Here is a 24,368-nt window from a genome sequence, read left to right as displayed (position 1 = left end):
GTGTCGTTTTGAAGGGTCAAAACGACACTTGGCGCTACCTGGTTGGGCTGGGAGAGCGGAACCTACGGGATAGGCACCGGGGTGACGCCGAGGGGCACCAGGTGCTCCGCACCGCCGTCGGGCGCGGACAGCACCCAGATGCCCTTTTCGTGGACTGCCACGGAGTGCTCCCACTGGCAGGAGCGGGCGCCGTCGGTGGTGATGACGGTCCAGTCGTCCTCCAGCACGGCGGTGTCGATGCCTCCGCGGACCAGCATGGGCTCGATCGCCAGGCAGAGGCCCGGCCGTATCTTGGGGCCGCGGTGGCTGGTGCGGTAGTTCAGGACGTCCGGCGCCATGTGCATTTCGGAGCCGATGCCGTGGCCTACGTAGTCCTCGAGGATGCCCAGCGGCTTGCCGGGCACGGAGGATACGTAGTCGTCGATGGCCGCACCAATATCGCCCACATGCTTACCGGTGGCCAGTGCGGCGATCCCCCGCCACAGGGCCGCGTGGGTCACGTCGGAAAGCCGCTGGTCCTCGGGGTCTGCCGTGCCCACGATGACTGTCCGCGCCGAGTCGGAGTGCCAGCCGTTCACGATGGCGCCGCCGTCGATCGAGATGATGTCGCCGTCGTTCAGGACACGGCTGCCGGGGATGCCGTGGACTACCTCCTCGTTGACGGAGGTGCAGATGGTGGCCGGGAACCCGTGGTAGCCAAGGAAGTTGGACTTGGCGCCGGCCTCGTTCAGGACGGCGGCGAACACGTCATCCAGGTGCTTGGTGGTGACGCCAGGGACGGCGGCTGCAACAGCGGCATCCAGGGCACGGCTCAGGACCAGGCCCGCCTCGTGCATGGTGCGCATCTGGGCGTTGGTTTTGTATTCGATGCGGGGCTGGCCAAAGGCCATGGTGCTTCCTTTCAAATGGCTGAGGCCCCTCCCGTGTACCGGGAGGAGCCTCGGAAAAACTTGCCTGGATCAGGCCGCCTGTGCGGTCTTAATGGCCTGCATCACGCGGTCGGTCACTTCGTCGATCGGCCCAATGCCGTCTACCTGGGTGAGGATGCCGCGCTCGGCATACTTGGCCACCACTGCTTCGGTCTGCTCGTGGTACAGGTCAAGGCGGTGGCGGATGACGGCTTCGTTGTCGTCGCTCCGGCCCGTTTCCTTGGCCCGGCCGAGGAGCCGGTGGACCAGTTCCTCGTCGTCGGCAGTCAGCTGCAGGACGACGTCGAGCTTCTCGTCGCCCTTGGCGAGGATCTCGTCGAGGTAGTCAACCTGTGCCGTGGTGCGCGGGTAACCGTCCAGCAGGAAGCCGCTTTCGACGTCGGACTCGCTCAGGCGGTCACGCACCATCTTGTTGGTGACGCTGTCCGGAACGAAGTCCCCGTTGTCCATGTACTTCTTGGCTTCGATGCCAAGGGGTGTCTCGCCCTTCACGTTTGCACGGAAGATATCGCCGGTGGAGATGGCCACAACGCCAAGGCGCTCTGAAATCCGCTCCGCCTGCGTTCCTTTTCCGGAACCGGGAGGTCCAATAATCAGCATTCTCGTCATCGCAAAAGCCCTTCGTAGTGACGTTGTTGTAGCTGCGCATCAATCTGCTTGACGGTCTCCAGGCCAACGCCCACCATGATCAGGATCGAGGTGCCACCGAACGGGAAGTTCTGGTTTGCGTTGATCAGTACCAGTGCCACCAGCGGAATCAGTGCCACGAAGCCCAGGTAGAGGGCACCGGGCAGCGTAATCCGGGAGAGCACGTACTGCAGGTAGTCAGCGGTCGGTTTACCGGCGCGGATACCTGGAATGAAGCCGCCGTACTTCTTCATGTTGTCCGAGACCTCTTCAGGGTTGAAGGTGATCGCGACGTAGAAGTAGGTAAAGAACACGATCAGGACGAAATAGATCGCCATGTAGATCGGGTGGTCGCCGCGGGTCAGGTTGTTGTTGATCCATTCGACCCACGGCTGGAGCTGCTCGCCCGGCTTCGGCTGGTTGAACTGGGAAATCAGTCCAGGCAGGTAAAGCATCGAGGAAGCAAAAATAACGGGGATAACGCCGGCCATGTTGACCTTGATGGGGATGTACGTGCTGGTACCTCCCACGGTGCGGCGGCCGATCATCCGTTTGGCATACTGCACCGGGATCCGGCGCTGCGACTGCTCAACGAAGACCACCAGTGCCACCGTCAGCAGGCCTACGGCCAGGACGATGAAGAAGGTTCCCGGGCCCTGCGAGGTCCAGATGGCGCCCAGCGAGGTGGGGAACTGGGCTGCGATCGAGGTGAAGATGAGCAGGGACATACCGTTGCCCACACCCTTCTCGGTGACGAGCTCGCCCATCCACATGATCAGGCCGGTGCCGGCTGTCAGGGTGATGATGATCAGGATGGTGGTGATCACGCTGTCGTCAGGGATGATCGGCAGGTTACAGCCGGGAAGCAGCTGGCCGGACCGCGCCAGGGACACCAGTGTGGTGGCGTTGAGCAGGCCCAGGGCGATGGTGAGGTACCGGGTGTACTGGGTCAGTTTGGACTGACCGGACGCGCCCTCTTCGTACAGTTCCTGGAACCGGGGAATAACCACCCGGAGCAGCTGGACGATGATGCTCGCCGTAATGTACGGCATGATGCCCAGCGCGAAAATGGACACCTGGAGCAACGCGCCGCCGCTGAACAGGTTAACGAGCTGGTACAGGCCGCCTGCGGTCTGACCGTTCTGCAAGCATTGCTGGACATTCTGGTAGTTCACACCGGGCGAGGGAATGAAAGCACCCAAGCGGAAGATGGTGATGATTCCCAGCGTGAACAACAACTTGCGTCGCAGATCAGGCGTGCGAAAGGCCCGGCCAAATGCGCTAAGCAAGCGTCCTCCTGGTGATGTGGATAAGAGTGTGTGATGGGGATCTAAGAATCCCAACAACCGAGTCTAACGGTTGGATGCGCCATGCGAACAATCCGTGGAAGTCCACGTGCGCCAGGTGGCGGGAAAAACACGCCCGACGGATGTAAAAAACTCCCGGTACCGGGGCCCTGGGCCCCGGTACCGGGAGTTCAACAACGGGCTTTCACCCACCGGCTCTAGAGAGCGGTGGTGCTTCCGCCTGCTGCAGCGATCTTTTCAGCAGCGCTGGCCGAGAATGCGTGGGCGGTGACGTCAACCTTAACGGTGATGTCGCCGGTGCCCAGCACCTTGACGGGCTGGTTCTTGCGAACGGCACCCTTTTCGACCAGGTTCTCGACGGTGACAGAGCCACCTTCCGGGAACAGCTCGTTGAGCTTGTCCAGGTTCACAACCTGGAACTCAACGCGGAACGGGTTCTTGAAGCCGCGCAGCTTAGGCAGGCGCATGTGCAGCGGCAGCTGGCCGCCGGCAAAGCCAGCCTTTACCTGGTAGCGGGCTGCAGTACCCTTGGTACCGCGACCAGCGGTCTTACCCTTGGATGCTTCACCACGACCAACACGGGTCTTGGCGGTCTTTGCACCCGGGGCGGGACGCAGGTGGTGAACCTTCAGTGCGTTCTGCTTCTCAGCAGCGGCGTCCTGAGCCTTTGCAGGAGTGTTCTCTGCCATTGTTACTTCGCCTCCTCTACCTGAACCAGGTGCGGAACCGTGTTGAGCATTCCAACGGTCACGGCGTCGGCGGTGCGGACAACGGTGTGTCCGATCCGCTTCAGGCCGAGGGACCGCAGGGTGTCGCGCTGGTTCTGCTTGCCGCCAATGGCGGACTTGATCTGAGTGATCTCCAACTGTGCGTCGGAGGGGACCAGGTTCTTAGCCATGACTACGCACCTGCCTTCGGAGCCAGGAGGGCCTTCACCAGTGCCGCCGGAGCGATCTCGTCGAGGGGCAGGCCGCGGCGTGCTGCCACTGCTGCCGGCTCTTCGAGGCGCTTGAGGGCATCAACGGTCGCGTGAACGATGTTGATGGCGTTGGAGGAACCGAGCGACTTGGAGAGGATGTCGTGGATGCCCACACACTCCAGTACTGCACGGACCGGGCCACCAGCGATAACACCGGTACCGGCGGAAGCCGGACGCAGCATAACAACGCCTGCAGCGGCCTCACCCTGAACGCGGTGCGGGATGGTGTTGCCAACGCGGGGAACGCGGAAGAAGGACTTCTTGGCCTCTTCTACGCCCTTCGCGATTGCGGCAGGAACTTCCTTAGCCTTGCCGTAGCCAACGCCGACCATACCGTTGCCGTCACCGACGACGACCAGGGCGGTGAAGCTGAAGCGACGACCACCCTTGACCACCTTGGAGACGCGGTTGATGGTGACAACGCGCTCTACGAACTGGCTCTTCTCGGCTTCACGGCCGCCGTCGCGGCCACCACGGCCACCACGGTCGCCGCGGCCCTGGCCACGGTCGCCACGCTCGCCGCGACGAGCGCCGCCACGGCGGTCGTCGGCAGCTGCGGGAGCAGTGGTCTCAGCGGCAGCTACGGTTTCGGTAGCCTTCTGATCTGCAGACACAGTGTCCTTTTCCTTGTTTGCTTCCGTCACAGTGACAGCCCACCTTCACGTGCACCGTCAGCGACGGCGGCGATCCGGCCGTGGTACTTGTTACCACCGCGGTCGAAGACAACAGCTTCGATACCGGCAGCCTTGGCACGCTCTGCGACGAGTTCGCCAACGCGCTTGGCCTTGGCAGTCTTGTCGCCGTCGAATGCACGAAGGTCGGCTTCCAGAGTGGAGGCGCTCGCTACGGTCTGGCCAATGCTGTCATCGACAACCTGGACAAATACGTGGCGTGCGGAACGGTTGACGACCAGGCGAGGACGTACAGCCGTACCGGAGATGCGCTTACGGATACGAAGCTGGCGGCGGCTGCGCGAAGCAGACTTGCTCTTGTTCGTACGCTTCTTGTTAATTGAGATGGCCATGGTTACTTACCAGCCTTTCCGACCTTGCGGCGGATGACTTCGCCGGCGTAACGGATGCCCTTGCCCTTGTAGGGGTCCGGCTTCCGCAGCTTGCGAATGTTGGCAGCAACTTCGCCGACCTGCTGCTTGTTGATACCTGAAACAGAGAGCTTGGTCGGGGTCTCAACTGCAAAGGTGATGCCCTCCGGTGCGGAGACATTGACCGGGTGGCTGAAGCCGAGAGCGAACTCAAGGTCAGATCCCTTGGCCTGAACGCGGTAACCGGTACCGACGATTTCAAGCTTCTTCTCGTAGCCCTTGGTTACGCCCTCGATCATGTTGGAGATCAGGGTGCGGGTCAGGCCGTGGAGAGAGCGGGAGGCGCGCTCGTCGTTCGGGCGGGCGACAGTCAGGGTGTCTGCATCCAGGGTGACCTCGATCGGGCTGGCCACAGTGTGGTTCAGCTCGCCCTTGGATCCCTTGACGCTGACGACAGAGCCGTCAACCTTGACCTCAACGCCGGCAGGAACGGTGATGGGGAGACGTCCAATACGTGACATTATTCTCTTCCTTTCCCGTTACCAGACGTACGCGAGGACTTCGCCGCCCACGCCCTTCTTGCCGGCCTGCTTGTCAGTCAGGAGGCCGGAAGAGGTGGACAGGATTGCGACACCCAGGCCACCGAGCACGTGCGGCAGGTTGGTGGACTTTGCGTAAACACGCAGGCCCGGCTTGGAGATACGGCGAACGCCAGCGATGGAACGCTCGCGGTTCGGTCCGAACTTGAGCTCGATGGTCAGCTTCTTGCCAACCTCAGCGTCCTCTTCCTTCCAGCTGGCGATGAAGCCTTCTGCCTTAAGGATGTCAGCAACGCGTGCCTTGAGCTTGCTGTACGGCATGGACACGGTGTCGTGGTATGCCGAGTTTGCATTGCGCAGACGCGTAAGCATGTCTGCGACAGGATCTGTCATTGTCATTGTGGGCTCTTGCCCTTCCTCATAACGGTTTCCGCGGTGCCGCTTCCACAAATGGGAGCCGTACCGCCGGACCTTTTACGTAGTTAGATTAGTCTTCGGCCTTGAACGGGAAACCAAGCGCCTTGAGCAGCGCGCGGCCTTCGTCATCGGTCTTTGCAGTGGTAACAACCGTGATATCCATACCGCGGGTGCGGTCGATCTTGTCCTGGTCGATTTCGTGGAACATAACCTGCTCGGTCAGACCGAAGGTGTAGTTGCCGTTGCCGTCGAACTGCTTGCCGGACAGGCCGCGGAAGTCCCTGATACGGGGCAGTGCGAGCGTGACCAGGCGGTCCAGGAATTCCCACATGCGGTCGCCACGCAGGGTAGCGTGTGCACCGATGGGCATGCCTTCGCGCAGCTTGAACTGTGCGATCGACTTGCGGGCCTTGGTTACCTGCGGCTTCTGGCCGGTGATCTGGGTGAGGTCGCGGACAGCGCCGTCGATCAGCTTGGAGTCCTTGGCGGCATCTCCAACACCCATGTTCACAACGACCTTCACCAGGCGGGGAACCTGGTTGACGTTTTCGTACTTGAATTCCTCAATGAGCGTGCTCTTGATGGATTCGGCGTACTTGGTCTTCAGACGAGGAACGATCTTCGTTGCCGGAGTCTCGAGAGTCTCAGTCATTAGATGTCCTTCCCTGAGCTCTTGGCCACGCGGATGCGAACTTCGCGCTGCTTGCCGTTGCGCTCAACGGTTTCAGTGCGGAAGCCAACGCGGGTGGGCTTCTTGGTGGACGGGTCAACCAGTGCCACGTTGGAGATGTGGATCGGGGCTTCAACAACCTCGATGCCACCGGTCTTGGTGCCGCGCTGCGACTGACCGACCTTGGTGTGCTTGGTTACGCGGTTGATGCCCTCGACCAGCACACGGTTGGTGTCGGTGAACACGCGCAGGACCTTGCCCTGCTTGCCGCGGTCGCCGCCGCGCTCAGCCTTGGCGCCAGTGATGACCTGAACGAGGTCACCCTTCTTGATCTTTGCAGCCATGGACTAGAGCACCTCCGGAGCCAGAGAAACGATCTTCATGAACTTCTTGTCACGCAGTTCACGACCAACCGGTCCGAAGATACGGGTACCGCGGGGGTCACCGTCGCCCTTCAGGATCACAGCTGCGTTCTCGTCAAACTTGATGTAGGAACCATCCGCACGGCGGCGTTCCTTCTTGGTACGGACGATGACTGCCTTGACAACATCGCCCTTCTTTACGTTGCCGCCCGGGATTGCGTCCTTGACGGTGGCGACAATGACGTCACCGATGCCTGCGTAGCGACGTCCGGATCCACCGAGAACGCGAATGGTAAGGATTTCCTTAGCACCCGTGTTGTCGGCGACCTTGAGTCGCGACTCCTGCTGAATCACTATTTACTCCTTGCGTCGCGCCGGTTCTCAGACCGAAAATCTTCCTACGGAATGAGCCTTGCGGAACGGTTGATCGGGGTGTCTCTTGACCTGCCTGGATTTTGCCAGACCAGGCCTAAACGCCCGTGCCAACAGCAGTTGCTTCCATCCGGTCCGGGTTGATCCCGGGCGCAAGGAGGCACTATGCCTTGGCACGCTTGTTTACGAGGTTTGATGACGGCGCGCGAAAGGCGCCATACAAACTCAAAATCTTAGCACGTTTTCCGCCCATCCCAATATCACCGTGTGGGCTCCTCCGCAAGACGGACGACGGCGTCACGCAAGACAGCCTGTCGGGCCGCCCCAGGTGCCGCTCCCCCGGAAAGCCGCACCGCCGCCGTCGTCCGCCCGCGTGCCGCCATTAACCCTCCCGCACGATGGGACGCTCTCTCACTTAATGTGCCTTTTCGGCCGGCGCTCTCTCACTTTCCTGAGAGAAGTGATAGAGCGTTGGCCAAAAGCACGCATTAAGTGAGCGAGCGTCGGGGACGGACGACGGCGTCACGCACGGCAGCTTGGCGGCCCGCGCCAGGTGCCGCTCCCCCGAAAAAGCCGCACCGTCGCCGTCGTCCGCCCACCGTCCCGCCATAAACCCTCCCGCACGATGGGACCCTCTCTCACTTAATGTGCCTTTTCTACCGGCGCTCTCTCACTTTCCTGAGAGAAGTGATAGAGCGTTGGCCAAAAGCACGCATTAAGCGAGCGAGCGTCGGGGACGGACGACGGCGTGACGGGAGGCGCCGTTAAACGAGGAAGCCCCCGCTCCAGAGGAGCAGGGGCTTCCGGCGAAGCAGCAGGTGCTACTTGGCCTTCTCGAGGATTTCCACGAGCCGCCAGTTCTTGGTGGCGGACAGCGGACGGGTCTCGGCGATGACAACGAGGTCGCCGATGCCGGCGGTGTTCTCTTCGTCGTGTGCCTTGACCTTGGAGGTACGGCGGATGACCTTGCCGTACAGCGCGTGCTTCACGCGGTCTTCAACCTGGACAACGATGGTCTTTTCCATCTTGTCCGAGACCACGTAGCCGCGACGCGTCTTGCGGTAACCGCGCTGCTCAGCCGTGGCTGCGGTAGCAGTTTCCGTCACGTTCTGGTCCTTTTCACTCACTTGGCATCCTCCTCGGTCTCAACCGTTTCAGCCTTCTCGGCCTTCTTGGTTGCAGCCTTCTTGGACTTCTTCTCTTCTTTGGCTTCCACAACAGGTGCGGCAACCTCAGCACGAATGCCCAGCTCGCGCTCACGGAGAACGGTGTAGATGCGGGCGATGTCCTTCTTTACCGCGCGCAGCCTGCCGTGGTTCTCCAGCTGTCCGGTGGCGGACTGGAAACGCAGGTTGAACAGCTCTTCCTTGGCCTTGCGGAGTTCTTCAACGAGACGCTCGTTGTCGAAACCGTCCAGCTGTGCGGGAGCCAGATCCTTGGATCCTACTGCCATTTCTATTCACCACCTTCGCGACGCAGAATGCGTGCCTTCAACGGGAGCTTGTGGATTGCCAGGCGCAGGGCCTCGCGTGCTACCGATTCTTCGACGCCGGAGATCTCAAAGAGAACCCGGCCCGGCTTGACGTTTGCGACCCACCATTCCGGTGAACCCTTACCGGAACCCATGCGGGTTTCGGCAGGCTTCTTGGTGAGGGGACGGTCCGGGTAGATGTTGATCCAGACCTTACCGCCACGCTTAATGTGGCGGGTCATCGCGATACGGGCGGATTCGATCTGACGGTTGGTGACGTATGCCGGGCTCAGGGCCTGGATGCCGTACTCACCGAAAGTGACCTTGGTGCCGCCCGTAGCAGCGCCGGAACGACCCGGGTGGTGCTGCTTACGGTGCTTGACTCGACGTGGGATAAGCATTTAAGCCTGTCCTCCTTCTGCTGCGGGAGCAGCAGCTTCAGCTGCCGGAGCCTCTGCAGCGGGAGCTGCTTCGGCGGCCGGACGGTCGTTGCGACGGCGGCGGTCACCACGGTCAGCGCCACCCGGGCGGCCCGGACGGTCGCTAGGACCGCGGCCACGGGACGGGGCGGAAGCGGCCTGCTGGGCCAGTTCCTTGGCGGTGACGTCACCCTTGTAGATCCAGACCTTCACACCAATACGGCCGAAGGTGGTCTTGGCTTCGTAGAAGCCGTAGTCGATGTTCGCGCGGAGGGTGTGCAGGGGCACACGGCCTTCGCGGTAGAACTCCGAGCGGGACATTTCAGCGCCACCCAGTCGACCGGAGCAGGCGATACGGATGCCCTTGGCACCTGCACGCTGTGCGGACTGCATGGCCTTCTTCATGGCGCGGCGGAAAGCCACACGTGAAGTCAGCTGCTCAGCAACGCCCTGGGCAACAAGCTGTGCTTCCATCTCGGGGTTCTTGACCTCGAGGATGTTCAGCTGAACCTGCTTGCCGGTGAGCTTTTCGAGCTCGCCGCGGATGCGGTCTGCTTCTGCTCCACGGCGGCCGATGACGATGCCCGGGCGGGCCGTGTGGATGTCCACGCGGACACGGTCACGGGTGCGCTCGATCTCAACCTTGGCGATACCGGCGCGTTCCATGCCCGTGGACATGAGCTGGCGGATGCGGATGTCTTCGCGAACGAAGTCCTTATACCGCTGGCCTGCCTTGGTGCTGTCAGCGAACCAGTGCGATACGTGATCGGTGGTGATGCCGAGTCGGAACCCGTGCGGGTTTACTTTCTGTCCCACTTAGCGAGCCTCCTCTTTCTCCGGGGTAGCGACTACCACGGTGATGTGGCTGGTGCGCTTCTTGATCTGAAATGCACGACCCTGGGCACGCGGCTGGAACCGCTTCATGGTCGGGCCTTCATCAACAAACGCTTCGCTGATGATGAGGTCGCCTTCGTCAAACGCCACGCCGTCGCGGTCCGCGAGGACCCGGGCGTTGGAGATTGCCGACTGAACTACCTTGAATACCGGCTCCGAAGCTGCCTGGGGGGCAAACTTCAGAATTGCCAGAGCCTCATTCGCTTGCAATCCACGAACAAGGTTGACGACGCGCCGGGCCTTCATAGGCGTTACGCGGATGTGACGCGCAATTGCCTTGGCTTCCATTGCTTTCCTTCTCTCGTCTTTGACGTAAGTGCAGGCGCCTAGCGGCGCTTGCCCTTACGGTCGTCCTTGACATGGCCGCGGAATGTCCGCGTGGGAGCGAATTCGCCGAGCTTGTGCCCGACCATCGACTCAGTGACAAACACCGGGATGTGCTTGCGTCCGTCGTGTACGGCGATCGTGTGCCCGAGCATGTCGGGGATGATCATCGAACGGCGGGACCAGGTCTTGATGACGTTCTTGGTGCCCTTTTCGTTTTCCCTGGCTACCTTCACAAAGAGGTGCTGGTCAACGAAAGGACCTTTTTTCAGGCTGCGTGGCATGTGTCCAGGCTCCTATCGCTTGTTCTTGCCAGTACGACGGCGACGAACAATAAGCTTGTCGCTCTCTTTGTTGGGGCGGCGCGTGCGGCCTTCGCGCTGACCGTTGGGGTTGACGGGGTTACGTCCACCGGACGTCTTACCCTCGCCACCACCGTGCGGGTGGTCAACCGGGTTCATGGCGACACCACGGACGGTCGGGCGGACGCCCTTCCAGCGCATGCGGCCGGCCTTGCCCCAGTTGATGTTCGACTGCTCGGCGTTGCCAACCTCGCCGACGGTTGCGCGGCAGCGCACGTCAACGTTGCGGATTTCGCCGGAGGGCAGACGCAGCTGGGCGAAGCGGCCTTCCTTGGCAACGAGCTGGATGGACGCACCAGCGGAACGGCCCATCTTGGCGCCGCCACCCGGACGCAGTTCCACCGCGTGGATAACGGTACCCACGGGGATGTTGCGCAGGGGCAGGTTGTTGCCAGGCTTGATGTCAGCGTTGGCGCCGGCCTCTACGAAGTCACCCTGGGACAGCTTGTTCGGGGCGATGATGTAACGCTTGGTGCCATCAACGTAGTGCAGGAGGGCGATGCGAGCCGTGCGGTTCGGATCGTACTCGATTTCAGCAACGCGGGCGTCAACGCCGTCCTTGTCGTGGCGACGGAAGTCGATCAGACGGTACTGGCGCTTGTGTCCGCCACCCTTGTGACGGGTGGTGATCTTACCGGTGTTGTTACGGCCGCCCTTTTTGGGCAGCGGACGTACCAACGACTTTTCCGGCGTCGACCGCGTGATTTCAATGAAGTCCGCTACGCTCGAGCCACGACGGCCCGGGGTAGTCGGCTTGTATTTACGGATTCCCATAATTTATTTCCTCGTTAAAGTGGTCTCCGCTACGAGAGCGGACCGCCGAAGATGTCGATAGTGCCTTCTTTGAGGGTGACAATCGCACGCTTGGTGTTCTTGCGGGTACCCCATCCGAATTTGGTGCGCTTGCGCTTACCGGCACGGTTGATGGTGTTGATCGATTCGACCTTGACGGAGAAAATCTTCTCCACGGCCAGCTTGATCTCGGTCTTGTTCGAACGGGGGTCCACCAGGAAGGTGTACTTGCCCTCGTCGATCAGGCCGTAGCTCTTTTCCGATACGACGGGTGCAAGCACGACGTCGCGGGGATCCTTGATGGTGGCTGCACTCACTTGGCATCCTCCTCGTTCTTTGCCACTGCCTTGCCGGCAACGAATGCTTCGTAGGCAGCCTTGGTGAAGACAACGTCATCAGACACGAGAACGTCGTAGGTGTTCAGCTGGTCTGCGTACAGAACGTGAACACCGGCGAGGTTGCGCACGGACAGTGCTGCAACATCGTTGGCGCGCTCGATGACGACCAGCAGGTTCTTGCGGTCGGACACGCCGCGCAGCGTTGCCAGTGCAGTCTTGGCCGACGGCTTGTCGCCTTCAACCAGTTCGGCGACAACGTGGATGCGGCCGTTGCGTGCCCGGTCAGAGAGTGCGCCGCGCAGTGCAGCAGCAATCATCTTCTTGGGGGTGCGCTGGCTGTAGTCACGCGGGGTGGGACCGTGGACAACGCCACCGCCGGTCATGTGCGGAGCACGGATGGAACCCTGACGGGCGCGGCCGGTGCCCTTCTGCTTGAACGGCTTGCGTCCTGCACCGGAAACTTCAGCGCGGGTCTTGGTCTTGTGGGTACCCTGGCGAGCAGCAGCAAGCTGAGCAACGACAACCTGGTGCAGCAGCGGCACGTTGGTCTGAACGTCGAAGATTTCTGCAGGCAGGTCAACCTGGACAGTGTTAGCCATTGAACTAGGCTCCCTTCACGGCGGTGCGTACGAGGACGACCTGGCCGCGGGCGCCGGGAACGGCACCCTTGATAAGGAGCAGCGACTTCTCGATGTCAACCGCGTGGACCGTGAGGTTCAGCGTGGTGTGACGAACGGCGCCCATGCGGCCGGCCATTTTCATGCCCTTGAAGACGCGGCTCGGGGTGGATGCGCCACCGATTGAACCGGGCTTACGGTGGTTCTTGTGGGCACCGTGGGAAGCTCCAACGCCGTGGAAGCCGTGACGCTTCATAACACCGGCGAAGCCCTTACCCTTGGTGGTGCCGATGACGTCGATCTTCTGGCCGGCTTCGAAGACCTCTACGGAGAGCTCCTGGCCCAGCTCGTACTCAGCAGCATCTGCGGTACGGAGTTCGACGACGTGGCGGCGAGGCGTGACGCCTGCCTTTTCAAAGTGACCAGCCAGCGGCTTGGTGACCTTGCGGGGATCGATCTGGCCGTAGCCGATCTGAACGGCGACGTAGCCATCAGCTTCTGCGTTGCGCAGCTGGGTGATGACGTTCGAATCTGCCTGGACCACAGTGACGGGGATGAGCTTGTTGTTCTCGTCCCAGACCTGGGTCATGCCGAGCTTCGTGCCCAGCAGGCCCTTTACGTTACGGGTTGCGGTCATAGTCTCTCAGCACCTCCCTACAGCTTGATTTCGATGTTCACGTCAGCCGGCAGGTCGAGACGCATGAGCGAGTCAACAGCCTTCGGCGTGGGATCGATGATGTCGATAAGACGCTTGTGCGTGCGCATTTCGAAGTGCTCGCGGCTGTCTTTGTACTTGTGCGGAGAGCGGATGACGCAGTACACGTTCTTCTCCGTCGGCAGCGGCACGGGGCCCACTACCGTTGCGCCTGCGCGCGTGACCGTCTCAACGATCTTCCGTGCTGAAGTGTCAATGACCTCGTGGTCGTATGACTTCAGCCGGATGCGGATTTTTTGTCCCGCCATGTCGCCTGACTCTCTTTCAGTAAATGCTGCTCTGTTTACTTACGTGTTGTATGGCTGCCGAAGCATTTGAAGTCGTAACTACCACCCGCCGCACAAACTGAATCCGGATGAATCCGGGTTCCTCACCTTGCCGGCGCAACCGACCCCCGCGGTCGGGCGTGTCGCGCTTGGCACGCATACAAGTCCGCAATTCCATGGGGGTGGGTTATGTTTGGTCTTCCACTTGGACCCTGGCATCCGGCATTATCCGGATCGGGACACGAAGAAGCGCTTGAACAACTCATCTAGTATGCCGGAATTTGGGCCCAGATGCGAATTGGGCCTATTCCGGGGGCCGCTGGAGGGGTCATTGCCAACGGCTATCCCGGAACGGATGATAGGGGCATGACGCTGGAAAGCACCGAATCCGTGACCGAACTGGCCAGCCGCATGCCGCCGTCGTTCACTTTAGGCGTCGCAGCCGCCGCCTTCCAGATCGAAGGAGCCCTTACTGCGGGAGGCCGGGGACCGTCCGGCTGGGACGCCTTCGCAGAGAAGCCCGGCGCCATCATGGACGGGCACTCCCCCGCCGTGGCCTGCGACCACTACAACCGCCTGCCGGAGGACATTGCCCTGCTGCAGGACCTGTGCGTGGACTCCTACCGCTTCTCCTTGTCCTGGCCGAGGATCCAGCCGGACGGCCGCGGAAGCTTCAACGCAGAAGGGCTGGATTTCTACGACCGGCTGATAGACCAGCTCCTGGAGGCCGGGATCTCCCCTATGGCCACCCTCTACCACTGGGACACTCCCCTGCCCCTGGAACACCGCGGCGGCTGGATGAACCGTGAGACGGCGCTACGCTTTGGTGACTATGCCGCTGCCGCCGGAGCACGCTACGGGGACCGTGTAGCGCAGTGGGTCACCCTCAACGAACCTGTTTCAGTGACGTTGAACGGTTATGCCCTGGGGGTCCATGCCCCCGGCCATGCCCTGATGTTTGACGCCCTTCCGTCCATCCACCACCAGCTCCTTGCCCATGGGCTAGGCGCGCAGGCCCTCCGCGCGGCCGGCGTCAAGGGGGGTGTGGGAGTCACCAATCTGCACTCCCCTGTCCGTCCGGCCACCTGGAAACCCGGCGACAGGCTGGTGGCCAGGATGTACGACCTGCTGATGAACAGGATTTATGCGGACCCTGTGCTCTTGGGCCGGTACCCCAGTCTGCCGGTGTATGCCAGGCCGTGGCTGCGCTCCATCGGGCGGATCTCCGATGCCGACCTGCGGACCATCCACCAGCCACTGGATTTCTACGGCCTCAACTACTATTTCCCGGTGAAGGTGGCGCTGGGCCGCGGGGTGACCCCGATTCCGGCCAACACGCACAAGGCGGTAGCGCGGCTGCCCTTCCACGAAGTGGGATATCCGGAATACGACAGCACAGGGTTCGGCTGGCCGGTGGCACCCGACCACCTGGGCGTCCTGCTGAAGGAACTCCAAGACCGCTACGGGGACGCGCTGCCGCCGGTATACATCACCGAAGGCGGAGCCAGCTTCCCGGAACCTGACAGGGTGTCCGGCCCGCTCCAGGATGAGGATCGGGTGCAGTACCTCGCCTCGCACCTGCGGGCTGCGCTGGACGCAACGGCTCCCGGCGGCCCTGCCTCAGGTGTAGACCTGCGCGGCTACTACGTGTGGACCCTGATGGACAATTTTGAATGGGCCGCCGGGTACTCGCAGCGGTTCGGCCTGGTCCACGTGGACTTTGAGACACTCGAGCGGACGCCCAAGCAGTCCTTTTACTGGTACCAGGAGTTGAGCAAGGCGCGGCGGGCGCTGCACGGCTGACCGCGCCGCCCTCCTACTGGTTCTTGTTCGCCCGGTTGATCCGCTTGGCGCGGTCAATCTCGTGGCGGAAATGCTTCTTGGCCCAGAACACGCCGGCCACCACCGCAACCGCGATGATCAGGAAGATAAGCCATCCCATGGTGAACTCCTTTCGGTCCCGCAACCATATCAGGGGCCGCTTTACGCAAAAAACGGCCCCGCTGCGGATGCAGCAGGGCCGTTCTTTAGTTCAACAAGAATTACTTGATGATCTTGGTAACGCGTCCTGAACCAACGGTGCGGCCGCCTTCGCGGATTGCGAAGCCGAGGCCCTCTTCCATAGCGATGGGCTGGATGAGCGCAACGGTCATCTCAGTGTTGTCGCCAGGCATAACCATTTCCGTGCCCTCCGGCAGGGTGATAACGCCGGTTACGTCCGTGGTACGGAAGTAGAACTGCGGGCGGTAGTTCGAGTAGAACGGGTTGTGACGTCCGCCTTCGTCCTTGGAGAGGATGTAGACGTTAGCCTCGAAGTCGGTGTGCGGGGTGATGGAACCCGGCTTGACGACAACCTGGCCACGCTCTACGTCATCGCGCTTCAGACCGCGGAGCAGGAGGCCACAGTTCTCGCCGGCCCATGCTTCGTCGAGCTGCTTGTGGAACATCTCGATACCGGTAACCGTGGTCTTCTGGACCGGGCGGATGCCGACGATCTCGACCTCGGAGTTGATGGCGAGGGTTCCACGCTCGGCGCGGCCCGTAACAACGGTGCCACGGCCGGTGATGGTGAAGACGTCCTCGATCGGCATCAGGAACGGCTTGTCACGGTCACGTACGGGGTCCGGAACAGACTCGTCAACAGCAGCCATCAGGTCCTCAACGGACTTGACCCACTCGGGGTCGCCTTCCAGGGCCTTCAGGCCGGAAACGCGGACAACCGGTGCTTCGTCGCCATCGAAGCCCTGCGAGCTCAGGAGCTCACGAACTTCCATTTCAACGAGGTCCAGCAGTTCCTCATCGTCAACCATGTCGGACTTGTTCAGTGCGACCAGCAGGTAGGGAACACCAACCTGGCGGGCGAGCAGGACGTGCTCGCGGGTCTGTGCCATCGGGCCGTCAGTGGCGGCAACCACGAGGATTGCACCGTCCATCTGGGCAGCACCGGTGATCATGTTCTTGATGTAGTCAGCGTGACCCGGAGCGTCTACGTGTGCGTAGTGGCGCTTCTCGGTCTGGTACTCAACGTGGGAGATGTTGATGGTAATGCCGCGCTGACGCTCTTCGGGAGCAGAGTCAATCGACGCGAAGTCACGCTTCTCGTTGAGAGTCGGGTACTTGTCGTACAGCACCTTGGAAATGGCGGCCGTCAACGTCGTCTTACCGTGGTCAACGTGACCAATGGTGCCGATGTTAACGTGCGGCTTAGTCCGCTCGAACTTTGCCTTTGCCACAGGTTCCTCCTAGAACGTTTTCAAATGACATACCCTTCGACCGCGCTTGTCGCGGCAGAAACTCAGGTAAGTCTACTTGGGGGGCTTTGGATTGGTGAAATTGCAGATTCAGGAACTAATACTAGTCCCCGAAGCCTGTTCGTGCAGATGGCCGGGATCCGGCTTGACCGGATGAATCCGACCGAACCCGGCCACCTGCACCGGCTGTGCTTTCCGAAACCGGCAAGCGCACCCGAATGTGTTCGCTGCGAAAGACTATTCGCCGCGGGTCTTCTGGATGATCTCGTCGGCAACAGCCTTCGGGACCTCGGCGTAGCTGTTGAACGTCATGGAGTACACAGCGCGGCCCTGGGTCTTCGAGCGCAGGTCGCCGATGTAGCCGAACATGCCGGACAGCGGGACGTGCGCACGGATGACCTTGACACCCTGTGCATCTTCCATGGACTGCATCTGGCCACGGCGGGAGTTGAGGTCGCCGATAACTTCACCCATGTATTCCTCAGGGGTGCGGACCTCGACATCCATCAGCGGTTCGAGCAGAACCGGGTTCGCCTTGCGTGCAGCTTCCTTGAAAGCCATACGGCCGGCGATCTTGAACGCCATTTCCGAAGAGTCAACATCGTGGTACGCGCCGTCGATCAGCGTGGCCTTGATGCCGACAACCGGGTAGCCAGCAAGGACGCCGTCGTTCAGCGCATCCTGGATACCGGCGTCAACGGACGGGATGTACTCGCGGGGAACGCGGCCACCGGTGACCTTGTTCTCGAACTCGTACAGCTCGCCTTCAGCGGTGTCCAGCGGCTCGATCGCGATCTGGATCTTTGCGAACTGGCCCGAACCACCGGTCTGCTTCTTGTGCGTGTAGTCGTGGCGTTCGACGGCGCGCTTGATGGTTTCGCGGTAAGCAACCTGGGGCTTGCCCACGTTGGCTTCGACCTTGAACTCGCGGCGCATGCGGTCCACCAGGATGTCCAGGTGGAGCTCGCCCATGCCGGCGATGATGGTCTGGCCGGTGTCTTCGTTGAGGGACACCTGGAAGGTGGGGTCCTCAGCGGAGAGCTTCTGGATGGCCGTGGAGAGCTTCTCCTGGTCACCCTTGGTGTTCGGCTCGATGGCAACCGAGATCACGGGCTCCGGGAAGCTCATGGACTCGAGCACGATCTGGTTGGCGGAGTCACACAGGGTGTCACCCGTGGTGGTGTCCTTCAGACCGATGGCTGCGTAGATGTGGCCGGCGGTAGCGCCCTCGACGGGCATTTCCTTGTTGGCGTGCATCTGGAACAGCTTGCCGATGCGCTCCTTCTTGCCCTTGGTGGAGTTGACCACCTGGGCGCCTGCTTCCACGTGACCGGAGTACACGCGGATGAAGGTGAGCTGGCCGAAGAACGGGTGCGCAGCAATCTTGAAGGCCAGTGCGGAGAACGGCTCTTCGGAAGAAGGCTTGCGGGTCAGTTCCTTCTCTTCGTCGCGGGGGTCGTGGCCGACCATCGGGGGGACGTCGAGCGGGTTCGGCAGGTAGTCCACAACTGCGTCGAGCATGGGCTGCACGCCGCGGTTCTTGAACGCGGAACCGCAGAAGATCGGGTAGAGCTCGGAGTTGATCGTCATCTTGCGGATGCCGGCCTTGAGCTCGTCAATCGAGATCTCTTCGCCCTCGAGGTACTTCTCCATGAGTTCCTCAGAGGACTCTGCGACGGTCTCAACGAGGTTCGCGCGGTATTCTTCGGCCTTTTCCTGGAGGTCAGCCGGGATCTCGCGGATCTCGTACTTGGCACCCATGGTCACGTCGCCCTTGGCATCGCCGGGCCACACCAGTGCGCGCATGTAGAGCAGGTCCACGACGCCGATGAAGTCGTTCTCGGCACCAATCGGGAGCTGCATGACCAGCGGCTTGGCACCGAGGCGGCTGATGATGGTGTCTACGGTGAAGTAGAAGTCGGCACCGAGCTTGTCCATCTTGTTGACGAAGCAGATGCGCGGAACGTTGTACTTGTCAGCCTGGCGCCAAACGGTCTCAGACTGCGGCTCAACGCCTTCCTTGCCATCGAACACGGCGACAGCGCCGTCGAGGACGCGCAGGGAGCGCTCAACCTCGACGGTGAAGTCAACGTGGCCGGGGGTGTCGATGATGTTGATCTGGTTGTTTTCCCAGAAGCAGGTCACGGCGGCAGACGTGATGGTGATGCCGCGTTCCTTTTCCTGTTCCATCCAGTCGGTCGTCGAAGCGCCGTCGTGCGTCTCGCCGATCTTGTGGTTCACACCCGTGTAGAACAGGATGCGCTCGGTGGTGGTGGTCTTGCCGGCATCAATGTGGGCCATGATGCCGATGTTGCGGACCTTACTAAGGTCGGTAAGCACGTCCTGTGCCACGGGGTCTCCTTTTGGGATGGACTACACGTTCGCCGCCGGCTCGGTTGAGCCGGCGGCGCGCGGGGAGTATTACCAGCGGTAGTGTGCGAAGGCCTTGTTGGACTCGGCCATCTTGTGGGTGTCTTCGCGACGCTTCACAGCGGCACCGAGACCGTTGGAGGCATCCAGGATTTCGTTCTGGAGGCGCTCGGTCATCGTCTTCTCGCGGCGGGCCTTGGAGTAGCCAACCAGCCAGCGCAGGGCGAGGGCGGTGGAGCGGCCCGGCTTGACCTCAACCGGAACCTGGTAGGTGGCGCCGCCAACGCGGCGTGAGCGGACCTCGAGGGAAGGCTTGACGTTGTCCATGGCCTTCTTGAGGGCTGCTACGGGGTCGCCGCCGGACTTGGCGCGTGCGCCTTCGAGTGCACCGTAGACGATGCGCTCTGCCGTGGACTTCTTGCCGTCAACGAGCACCTTGTTGATGAGCTGGGTAACCAGCGGGGAGCCGTAAACGGGATCTAGTACGAGCGGCCGCTTGGGGGCCGGACCCTTGCGAGGCATATTACTTCTTCTCCATCTTTGCGCCGTAGCGGCTGCGGGCCTGCTTACGGTTCTTGACACCCTGGGTATCGAGGGCGCCACGGACGATCTTGTAGCGGACACCCGGGAGGTCCTTCACACGGCCACCGCGGACGAGCACAATGGAGTGCTCCTGCAGGTTGTGTCCCACACCGGGGATGTAGGCGGTTACTTCCACGCCGCCGTTGAGGCGCACACGTGCCACCTTACGCAGAGCCGAGTTCGGCTTCTTCGGGGTGGTGGTGTAGACGCGGGTGCAAACACCGCGGCGCATGGGGCTGCCCTTAAGCGCGGGAGCCTTGGTCTTTGAGACCTTAGGCGTGCGGCCCTTGCGGACCAGCTGGTTAATCGTAGGCACTCTCGTGTTCTCCGTTTTATCCGGAGCGGCCGCTTCCGGCCACTCTCTTGTTGCGTTGCCTCGCCGCCCGGGCCTCGAAGAAGATCTCCAGGGCGGCGAAGGCGAAGCCTTAATAGTCGGATCGCATTCCGAAGGCTTGGCGCGCGGCCAAGAGTCCCTAGGCATGCAAAAATGTGGCATACGTTGCACAAGAACCCTGCAAACCGGAAACGTCGCTCTGGTTCAGCCTCTCAGCTGGAACCGGCGCACTCATCCACTGCCACAATAACAATTGGTAACAAGTCTAGCATGGACGGCCTCCATGCCTTAATCGGGGGCCCCTCCCCCGACAGCCCGCCGTTAAACAGCAACGCGGGGTCACTACGGGCCCAATCCGGGGTGCGGATTGGGCCGTAAGTGACCCCGCGTCGCTTTATGGGCTAGCGGAAGTCGTTGCCCAGGTCGTAGTCATCCAGCGGGATGGCGTGGAACTCAGGAGCTCCGTCGCCGCCCAGGGTGTCGTACGAGAAGTCACTGAACGCGCTGGGGCCGGTGAACAGGTTGGCCTTTGCTTCTTCAGTGGGCTCCACGGTGACCTCGGTGTAGCGCGGGAGGCCCGTGCCGGCCGGGATCAGCTTACCGATGATGACGTTCTCCTTGAGGCCGAGCAGGGGGTCGCTCTTGCCTTCCATGGCCGCCTGCGTCAGGACGCGGGTGGTCTCCTGGAAGGAAGCCGCGGACAGCCAGGACTCGGTGGCCAGGGACGCCTTGGTGATACCCATGAGCTCGGGACGTCCGGAAGCCGGAGTCTTGCCCTCGGACACAACGCGGCGGTTGGCCTCCTCGAAGCGGCTGCGCTCGGCGAGCTCGCCGGGCAGCAGGTCCGATTCGCCGGACTCGATGACCGTGACGCGGCGCAGCATCTGGCGGACGATAACCTCGACGTGCTTGTCGTGGATACCGATGCCCTGGCTGCGGTACACGCCCTGGACTTCGTCCACCAGGAACTTCTGTGCCGCACGCGGACCCATGATGCGCAGGACCTGCTTGGGATCGACCGGTCCGTTGATCAGCTTCTGGCCGACGGTGACGTGGTCGCCATCCTCGATCAGCAGGCGTGAACGGCGCAGTACCGGGTAGGCGATCTCTTCGGTTCCGTCATCGGGGGTGATGACCAGGCGCATCTGGCGCTCGGACTCTTCGATGGTGATGCGGCCGGCTGCTTCTGCAATCGGTGCAACACCCTTCGGAGTACGGGCTTCGAAGAGCTCCTGGATACGGGGCAGACCCTGGGTGATGTCGTCGCCACCGCTGGCGGAAACAGCACCACCGGTGTGGAACGTACGCATGGTCAGCTGGGTACCGGGCTCACCGATGGACTGTGCAGCGATGATGCCCACGGCCTCGCCGATGTCCACGGTCTTGCCGGTGGCCAGCGAACGGCCGTAGCACAGGGCGCAGGTGCCGACGCTGGACTCACAGGTGAGTACGGAGCGGACCTTGACCTCGGTGATGCCGGCCTTGAACAGCTCGTCAATCACCACGTCACCGCAGTCGGTGCCGGCGGCTGCGAGGACCTTGCCCTCGGAGTCCACGACGTCGACGGCAAGCGTACGTGCGTAGGCACTGTTCTCGACGTTCTCGTCCAGGACCAGCTCGCCGTTGGAATCGGCGACGGCGATGGGCGTGACCAGGCCACGCTCGGTGCCGCAGTCCTCTTCGCGGACGATGACGTCCTGCGAGACGTCCACCAGACGACGGGTCAGGTAACCCGAGTTGGCGGTACGCAGAGCGGTGTCAGCAAGACCCTTACGTGCACCGTGGGTGGCGATGAAGTATTCCAGCACCGACAGGCCCTCGCGGTAGGAGGACTTGATGGGACGCGGGATGATCTCACCCTTAGGGTTGGCCACCAGGCCACGGATACCCGCGATCTGGCGGACCTGCATCCAGTTACCACGTGCACCGGAGGACACCATGCGGTTGATGGTGTTCATCGGCGACAGGCTGTCACGCATCGCCTGGGCGATCTCGTTCGTTGCCTTGTTCCAGATCTCGATCAGTTCCTGGCGGCGCTCGTCGTCGTCGATCAGGCCCTTGTCGTACTGGCCCTGGATCTTGGCGGCGCGCTCCTCGTAACCGGCGAGGATCTGCGGCTTTGCGGCCGGAACCTCGATGTCCGAGATGGCGACGGTGACGCCTGAGCGGGTGGCCCAGTAGAAACCGGCATCCTTCAGGTTGTCCAGCGTTGCCGCGGTGACAACCTTCGGGTAGCGCTCGGCGAGGTCGTTGACGATGCGGGACAGTTCGCCCTTGTCGGCAACAGCCTCAACCCAGGGGTAGTCCTCGGGCAGGGTCTCGTTGAAGAGCACCTGGCCCAGCGAGGTCTGGACGAGTGCGGGCTGACCCTGCTCCCAGCCTTCCGGAGCTTCCCAGCCGGCGTACGGCACGAAGCCTTCGAGGCGGATCTTGACCTGCGAGTTCAAGTGCAGCTCGCGGGCGTCGAACGCCATGATTGCCTCGGCAACCGAACCGAAGATGCGGCCTTCGCCGGCCGAACCGACACGCTTGGTGGTCAGGTGGTACAGGCCGATGATCATATCCTGCGAAGGCAGGGTGACCGGGCGTCCGTCGGAGGGCTTCAGGATGTTGTTCGAGGACAGCATCAGGATGCGGGCCTCGGCCTGGGCCTCCGGGCTCAGCGGCAGGTGCACTGCCATCTGGTCGCCGTCGAAGTCAGCGTTGAAGGCGCCACACACCAGCGGGTGAAGCTGGATGGCCTTGCCTTCCACAAGCTGCGGTTCGAACGCCTGGATACCGAGGCGGTGCAGGGTAGGTGCACGGTTGAGCAGCACCGGGTGTTCGGTGATGATCTCTTCGAGCACGTCCCAGACCTGCGGACGGTAACGCTCCACCATGCGCTTGGCCGACTTGATGTTCTGGGCGTGGTTGAGGTCAACCAGGCGCTTCATCACGAACGGCTTGAAGAGCTCCAGCGCCATCTGCTTGGGCAGGCCGCACTGGTGCAGCTTCAGCTGCGGGCCGACGACGATGACCGAACGGCCGGAGTAGTCAACGCGCTTACCGAGGAGGTTCTGGCGGAAACGGCCCTGCTTGCCCTTGAGCATGTCGCTCAGGGACTTCAGCGGACGGTTGCCCGGTCCGGTGACCGGGCGGCCGCGGCGGCCGTTGTCGAAGAGGCTGTCAACAGCTTCCTGAAGCATGCGCTTCTCGTTGTTGACGATGATCTCCGGAGCACCCAGGTCAAGCAGGCGCTTGAGGCGGTTGTTGCGGTTGATCACGCGGCGGTAGAGGTCGTTGAGGTCGGAGGTCGCGAAGCGGCCACCGTCCAGCTGGACCATGGGGCGCAGTTCCGGCGGGATCACCGGGACGGCGTCAAGGACCATGCCAAGCGGGCTGTTGTTGGTGGTCAGGAACGCGTTGACCACCTTGAGGCGCTTGAGGGCACGGGTCTTGCGCTGGCCCTTGCCGTTGGCAATGATGTCACGCAGCAGGTCAGACTCGGCCTGCATGTCGAAGCTTTCAAGGCGCTTCTTGATGGCTTCGGCACCCATGGAGCCTTCGAAGTACATGCCGTAGCGGTCGCGCAGCTCGCGGTACAGGCCTTCGTCACCTTCGAGGTCGGCGACCTTCAGGTTCTTGAAACGGTCCCAGACCTGCTCGAGGCGCTCGATGTCGGCGTCGGCACGCTTGCGCACGTTCGCCATCTGGCGGTCCGCGGAGTCGCGGGCCTTCTTCTTGTCGGCAGCCTTGGCACCTTCACCCTCAAGGCGGGCAATCTCGCCTTCGAGGTCGCGGGCGATCGCCGCGATATCGGAGTCGCGGTTGTCGATCAGCTGCTTCTTCTCGATGTCGTGCTCAACCTGCAGGTTGGGCAGTTCCTCGTGGCGGGCAGCCTCGTCAACGCTGGTGATCATGTAGGCGGCGAAGTAGATGACCTTTTCGAGGTCCTTCGGTGCCAGGTCAAGGAGGTAGCCCAGACGGGACGGAACACCCTTGAAGTACCAGATGTGCGTGACGGGAGCGGCCAGCTCGATGTGGCCCATGCGCTCACGGCGGACCTTTGCGCGGGTGACCTCAACGCCACAACGCTCACAGATGATGCCCTTAAAGCGCACGCGCTTGTACTTGCCGCAGTAGCATTCCCAGTCCCGGGACGGGCCGAAGATCTTCTCGCAGAAGAGTCCGTCCTTCTCGGGCTTGAGCGTGCGGTAGTTGATGGTTTCCGGCTTCTTAACCTCGCCGTAAGACCAGCCGCGGATGTCTTCCGCGGTGGCGAGGCCGATCTGCATGAGGCCGAAGGAGGATTCGCTGGACATATGGTCCCTGTTCTCTCTTGTTCTCTAAATTCTGAAGTCTTGGTGCGGGGAGGAGGGAGGCAAGGTACGACGGCGGGCGGTCACCCGG

30 protein-coding genes are annotated in these 24,368 nt (G+C 62.0%); 1 reads left to right on the top strand and 29 read right to left on the bottom strand.

Annotated elements, in window-relative coordinates; translation table 11 throughout:
• Positions 1–62: 62 nt before the first annotated feature.
• The 23 genes from map to rpsJ all read right to left on the bottom strand — a co-directional run bounded on the left by map (position 63) and on the right by rpsJ (position 13,424).
• Positions 63–890, bottom strand: coding sequence for a type I methionyl aminopeptidase (gene map, locus FNL14_RS02985; RefSeq protein WP_142057507.1), 828 nt, complete (start codon positions 888–890; stop codon positions 63–65).
• A 69-nt stretch (positions 891–959) separates the two neighbouring features.
• The gene (locus FNL14_RS02980; protein ID WP_181762524.1) at positions 960–1,529 is read right to left on the bottom strand and encodes an adenylate kinase; all 570 of its coding nucleotides are present in this window, start codon (positions 1,527–1,529) and stop codon (positions 960–962) included.
• A gap of 5 nt (positions 1,530–1,534) precedes the next feature.
• Positions 1,535–2,845, bottom strand: coding sequence for a preprotein translocase subunit SecY (gene secY, locus FNL14_RS02975; protein WP_091415074.1), 1,311 nt, complete (start codon positions 2,843–2,845; stop codon positions 1,535–1,537).
• 215 nt (positions 2,846–3,060) lie between these two features.
• Positions 3,061–3,552, bottom strand: a complete 492-nt coding sequence (gene rplO, locus FNL14_RS02970; RefSeq protein ID WP_142057503.1) for a 50S ribosomal protein L15 — start codon at positions 3,550–3,552, stop codon at positions 3,061–3,063.
• Between the two features lie 2 nt (positions 3,553–3,554).
• A complete protein-coding gene (gene rpmD / locus FNL14_RS02965; RefSeq protein ID WP_050054322.1) occupies positions 3,555–3,761 on the bottom strand; it encodes a 50S ribosomal protein L30 in 207 nt (68 codons plus the stop codon).
• 2 nt (positions 3,762–3,763) lie between these two features.
• Entirely contained in the window at positions 3,764–4,486 is a 723-nt protein-coding gene (rpsE, locus tag FNL14_RS02960; protein ID WP_091415069.1) for a 30S ribosomal protein S5, read from the bottom strand.
• Positions 4,483–4,866 (bottom strand): 50S ribosomal protein L18, encoded by a 384-nt coding sequence (rplR, locus tag FNL14_RS02955; RefSeq protein WP_091415067.1) that lies wholly within the window; start codon positions 4,864–4,866, stop codon positions 4,483–4,485. Before rplR ends, rpsE begins: the two co-directional genes overlap by 4 nt.
• Before the next feature lie 2 nt (positions 4,867–4,868).
• Positions 4,869–5,405, bottom strand: coding sequence for a 50S ribosomal protein L6 (gene rplF, locus FNL14_RS02950; RefSeq protein WP_050054319.1), 537 nt, complete (start codon positions 5,403–5,405; stop codon positions 4,869–4,871).
• An 18-nt stretch (positions 5,406–5,423) separates the two neighbouring features.
• Positions 5,424–5,822, bottom strand: a complete 399-nt coding sequence (gene rpsH / locus FNL14_RS02945) for a 30S ribosomal protein S8 (protein WP_090950922.1) — start codon at positions 5,820–5,822, stop codon at positions 5,424–5,426.
• 88 nt (positions 5,823–5,910) lie between these two features.
• Positions 5,911–6,492 (bottom strand): 50S ribosomal protein L5, encoded by a 582-nt coding sequence (gene rplE / locus FNL14_RS02940; protein WP_050054317.1) that lies wholly within the window; start codon positions 6,490–6,492, stop codon positions 5,911–5,913.
• On the bottom strand, positions 6,492–6,854 hold the full coding sequence (gene rplX / locus FNL14_RS02935) for a 50S ribosomal protein L24 (RefSeq protein WP_013601824.1): 363 nt from the start codon (positions 6,852–6,854) through the stop codon (positions 6,492–6,494). Before rplX ends, rplE begins: the two co-directional genes overlap by 1 nt.
• Before the next feature lie 3 nt (positions 6,855–6,857).
• Positions 6,858–7,226 (bottom strand): 50S ribosomal protein L14, encoded by a 369-nt coding sequence (gene rplN / locus FNL14_RS02930; RefSeq protein ID WP_009358299.1) that lies wholly within the window; start codon positions 7,224–7,226, stop codon positions 6,858–6,860.
• 839 nt (positions 7,227–8,065) lie between these two features.
• A complete protein-coding gene (gene rpsQ / locus FNL14_RS02925; RefSeq protein WP_091415064.1) occupies positions 8,066–8,371 on the bottom strand; it encodes a 30S ribosomal protein S17 in 306 nt (101 codons plus the stop codon).
• Complete coding sequence (rpmC, locus tag FNL14_RS23755; protein WP_018760452.1) at positions 8,368–8,697, bottom strand: 50S ribosomal protein L29; 330 nt, start codon at positions 8,695–8,697, stop codon at positions 8,368–8,370. The genes rpsQ and rpmC overlap by 4 nt, the downstream gene beginning before the upstream one ends.
• Before the next feature lie 2 nt (positions 8,698–8,699).
• On the bottom strand, positions 8,700–9,116 hold the full coding sequence (rplP, locus tag FNL14_RS02915) for a 50S ribosomal protein L16 (RefSeq protein WP_050054315.1): 417 nt from the start codon (positions 9,114–9,116) through the stop codon (positions 8,700–8,702).
• On the bottom strand, positions 9,117–9,950 hold the full coding sequence (gene rpsC / locus FNL14_RS02910) for a 30S ribosomal protein S3 (RefSeq protein ID WP_091415061.1): 834 nt from the start codon (positions 9,948–9,950) through the stop codon (positions 9,117–9,119).
• Complete coding sequence (rplV, locus tag FNL14_RS02905; protein ID WP_009358304.1) at positions 9,951–10,316, bottom strand: 50S ribosomal protein L22; 366 nt, start codon at positions 10,314–10,316, stop codon at positions 9,951–9,953.
• A gap of 38 nt (positions 10,317–10,354) precedes the next feature.
• A complete protein-coding gene (gene rpsS, locus FNL14_RS02900) occupies positions 10,355–10,636 on the bottom strand; it encodes a 30S ribosomal protein S19 (RefSeq protein ID WP_003803803.1) in 282 nt (93 codons plus the stop codon).
• 12 nt (positions 10,637–10,648) lie between these two features.
• Positions 10,649–11,488, bottom strand: coding sequence for a 50S ribosomal protein L2 (gene rplB / locus FNL14_RS02895; protein ID WP_009358305.1), 840 nt, complete (start codon positions 11,486–11,488; stop codon positions 10,649–10,651).
• 29 nt (positions 11,489–11,517) lie between these two features.
• Positions 11,518–11,823, bottom strand: coding sequence for a 50S ribosomal protein L23 (rplW, locus tag FNL14_RS02890; protein WP_009358306.1), 306 nt, complete (start codon positions 11,821–11,823; stop codon positions 11,518–11,520).
• Positions 11,820–12,443 (bottom strand): 50S ribosomal protein L4, encoded by a 624-nt coding sequence (gene rplD / locus FNL14_RS02885; RefSeq protein WP_142057501.1) that lies wholly within the window; start codon positions 12,441–12,443, stop codon positions 11,820–11,822. The genes rplW and rplD overlap by 4 nt, the downstream gene beginning before the upstream one ends.
• 4 nt (positions 12,444–12,447) lie before the next feature.
• Complete coding sequence (rplC, locus tag FNL14_RS02880) at positions 12,448–13,098, bottom strand: 50S ribosomal protein L3 (protein ID WP_142057499.1); 651 nt, start codon at positions 13,096–13,098, stop codon at positions 12,448–12,450.
• Between the two features lie 17 nt (positions 13,099–13,115).
• Positions 13,116–13,424 carry a 30S ribosomal protein S10 gene (gene rpsJ / locus FNL14_RS02875; protein ID WP_043119398.1) on the bottom strand — a complete coding sequence of 103 codons (309 nt, stop codon included), beginning with the start codon at positions 13,422–13,424 and terminating at the stop codon, positions 13,116–13,118.
• Positions 13,425–13,808: 384 nt separating this feature from the next.
• Here rpsJ and FNL14_RS02870 point away from each other — a divergent pair, with 384 nt between their 5' ends.
• Positions 13,809–15,245, top strand: coding sequence for a GH1 family beta-glucosidase (locus tag FNL14_RS02870; RefSeq protein WP_142057497.1), 1,437 nt, complete (start codon positions 13,809–13,811; stop codon positions 15,243–15,245).
• Positions 15,246–15,258: 13 nt separating this feature from the next.
• Here FNL14_RS02870 and FNL14_RS23575 read toward each other — a convergent pair whose 3' ends face one another.
• The 6 genes from FNL14_RS23575 to FNL14_RS02845 form a co-directional block, all read right to left on the bottom strand.
• Positions 15,259–15,384, bottom strand: coding sequence for a hypothetical protein (locus tag FNL14_RS23575; protein WP_255470686.1), 126 nt, complete (start codon positions 15,382–15,384; stop codon positions 15,259–15,261).
• Positions 15,385–15,484: 100 nt separating this feature from the next.
• The gene (gene tuf, locus FNL14_RS02865) at positions 15,485–16,675 is read right to left on the bottom strand and encodes an elongation factor Tu (protein ID WP_050054308.1); all 1,191 of its coding nucleotides are present in this window, start codon (positions 16,673–16,675) and stop codon (positions 15,485–15,487) included.
• Between the two features lie 255 nt (positions 16,676–16,930).
• Positions 16,931–19,045, bottom strand: coding sequence for an elongation factor G (gene fusA / locus FNL14_RS02860; RefSeq protein WP_091415057.1), 2,115 nt, complete (start codon positions 19,043–19,045; stop codon positions 16,931–16,933).
• A 69-nt stretch (positions 19,046–19,114) separates the two neighbouring features.
• Positions 19,115–19,585, bottom strand: a complete 471-nt coding sequence (gene rpsG / locus FNL14_RS02855; RefSeq protein WP_026531948.1) for a 30S ribosomal protein S7 — start codon at positions 19,583–19,585, stop codon at positions 19,115–19,117.
• 1 nt (position 19,586) lies between these two features.
• On the bottom strand, positions 19,587–19,961 hold the full coding sequence (gene rpsL, locus FNL14_RS02850; RefSeq protein ID WP_009358312.1) for a 30S ribosomal protein S12: 375 nt from the start codon (positions 19,959–19,961) through the stop codon (positions 19,587–19,589).
• A 419-nt stretch (positions 19,962–20,380) separates the two neighbouring features.
• Positions 20,381–24,280 (bottom strand): DNA-directed RNA polymerase subunit beta', encoded by a 3,900-nt coding sequence (locus FNL14_RS02845; RefSeq protein WP_091415054.1) that lies wholly within the window; start codon positions 24,278–24,280, stop codon positions 20,381–20,383.
• Between the last annotated feature and the right edge of the window lie 88 nt (positions 24,281–24,368).

This window comes from Pseudarthrobacter sp. B4EP4b (assembly GCF_006680095.1).
Lineage (GTDB): Bacteria > Actinomycetota > Actinomycetes > Actinomycetales > Micrococcaceae > Arthrobacter.
This window is presented reverse-complemented; position numbering and strand designations above follow the sequence as displayed.

What these genes read in the sequence shown, in the direction of transcription:
- rplO (WP_142057503.1), bottom strand. Translation starts at nt 3,552, where the DNA reads ATGGCAGAGAACACTCCTGCAAAGGCTCAGGACGCCGCTGCTGAGAAG.
- map (WP_142057507.1), bottom strand. Translation starts at nt 890, where the DNA reads ATGGCCTTTGGCCAGCCCCGCATCGAATACAAAACCAACGCCCAGATG.
- rplX (WP_013601824.1), bottom strand. Translation starts at nt 6,854, where the DNA reads ATGGCTGCAAAGATCAAGAAGGGTGACCTCGTTCAGGTCATCACTGGC.
- rpsS (WP_003803803.1), bottom strand. Translation starts at nt 10,636, where the DNA reads ATGCCACGCAGCCTGAAAAAAGGTCCTTTCGTTGACCAGCACCTCTTT.
- rpsH (WP_090950922.1), bottom strand. Translation starts at nt 5,822, where the DNA reads ATGACAATGACAGATCCTGTCGCAGACATGCTTACGCGTCTGCGCAAT.
- rplF (WP_050054319.1), bottom strand. Translation starts at nt 5,405, where the DNA reads ATGTCACGTATTGGACGTCTCCCCATCACCGTTCCTGCCGGCGTTGAG.
- rplV (WP_009358304.1), bottom strand. Translation starts at nt 10,316, where the DNA reads ATGGAAGCCAAGGCAATTGCGCGTCACATCCGCGTAACGCCTATGAAG.
- rplP (WP_050054315.1), bottom strand. Translation starts at nt 9,116, where the DNA reads ATGCTTATCCCACGTCGAGTCAAGCACCGTAAGCAGCACCACCCGGGT.
- FNL14_RS23575 (WP_255470686.1), bottom strand. Translation starts at nt 15,384, where the DNA reads ATGGGATGGCTTATCTTCCTGATCATCGCGGTTGCGGTGGTGGCCGGC.
- rplE (WP_050054317.1), bottom strand. Translation starts at nt 6,492, where the DNA reads ATGACTGAGACTCTCGAGACTCCGGCAACGAAGATCGTTCCTCGTCTG.
- rplR (WP_091415067.1), bottom strand. Translation starts at nt 4,866, where the DNA reads ATGGCCATCTCAATTAACAAGAAGCGTACGAACAAGAGCAAGTCTGCT.
- rplB (WP_009358305.1), bottom strand. Translation starts at nt 11,488, where the DNA reads ATGGGAATCCGTAAATACAAGCCGACTACCCCGGGCCGTCGTGGCTCG.
- rplD (WP_142057501.1), bottom strand. Translation starts at nt 12,443, where the DNA reads ATGGCTAACACTGTCCAGGTTGACCTGCCTGCAGAAATCTTCGACGTT.
- FNL14_RS02845 (WP_091415054.1), bottom strand. Translation starts at nt 24,280, where the DNA reads ATGTCCAGCGAATCCTCCTTCGGCCTCATGCAGATCGGCCTCGCCACC.
- rplC (WP_142057499.1), bottom strand. Translation starts at nt 13,098, where the DNA reads ATGACCGCAACCCGTAACGTAAAGGGCCTGCTGGGCACGAAGCTCGGC.
- rpmD (WP_050054322.1), bottom strand. Translation starts at nt 3,761, where the DNA reads ATGGCTAAGAACCTGGTCCCCTCCGACGCACAGTTGGAGATCACTCAG.
- rpmC (WP_018760452.1), bottom strand. Translation starts at nt 8,697, where the DNA reads ATGGCAGTAGGATCCAAGGATCTGGCTCCCGCACAGCTGGACGGTTTC.
- rpsJ (WP_043119398.1), bottom strand. Translation starts at nt 13,424, where the DNA reads ATGGCGGGACAAAAAATCCGCATCCGGCTGAAGTCATACGACCACGAG.
- FNL14_RS02980 (WP_181762524.1), bottom strand. Translation starts at nt 1,529, where the DNA reads ATGCTGATTATTGGACCTCCCGGTTCCGGAAAAGGAACGCAGGCGGAG.
- rpsG (WP_026531948.1), bottom strand. Translation starts at nt 19,585, where the DNA reads ATGCCTCGCAAGGGTCCGGCCCCCAAGCGGCCGCTCGTACTAGATCCC.
- FNL14_RS02870 (WP_142057497.1), top strand. Translation starts at nt 13,809, where the DNA reads ATGACGCTGGAAAGCACCGAATCCGTGACCGAACTGGCCAGCCGCATG.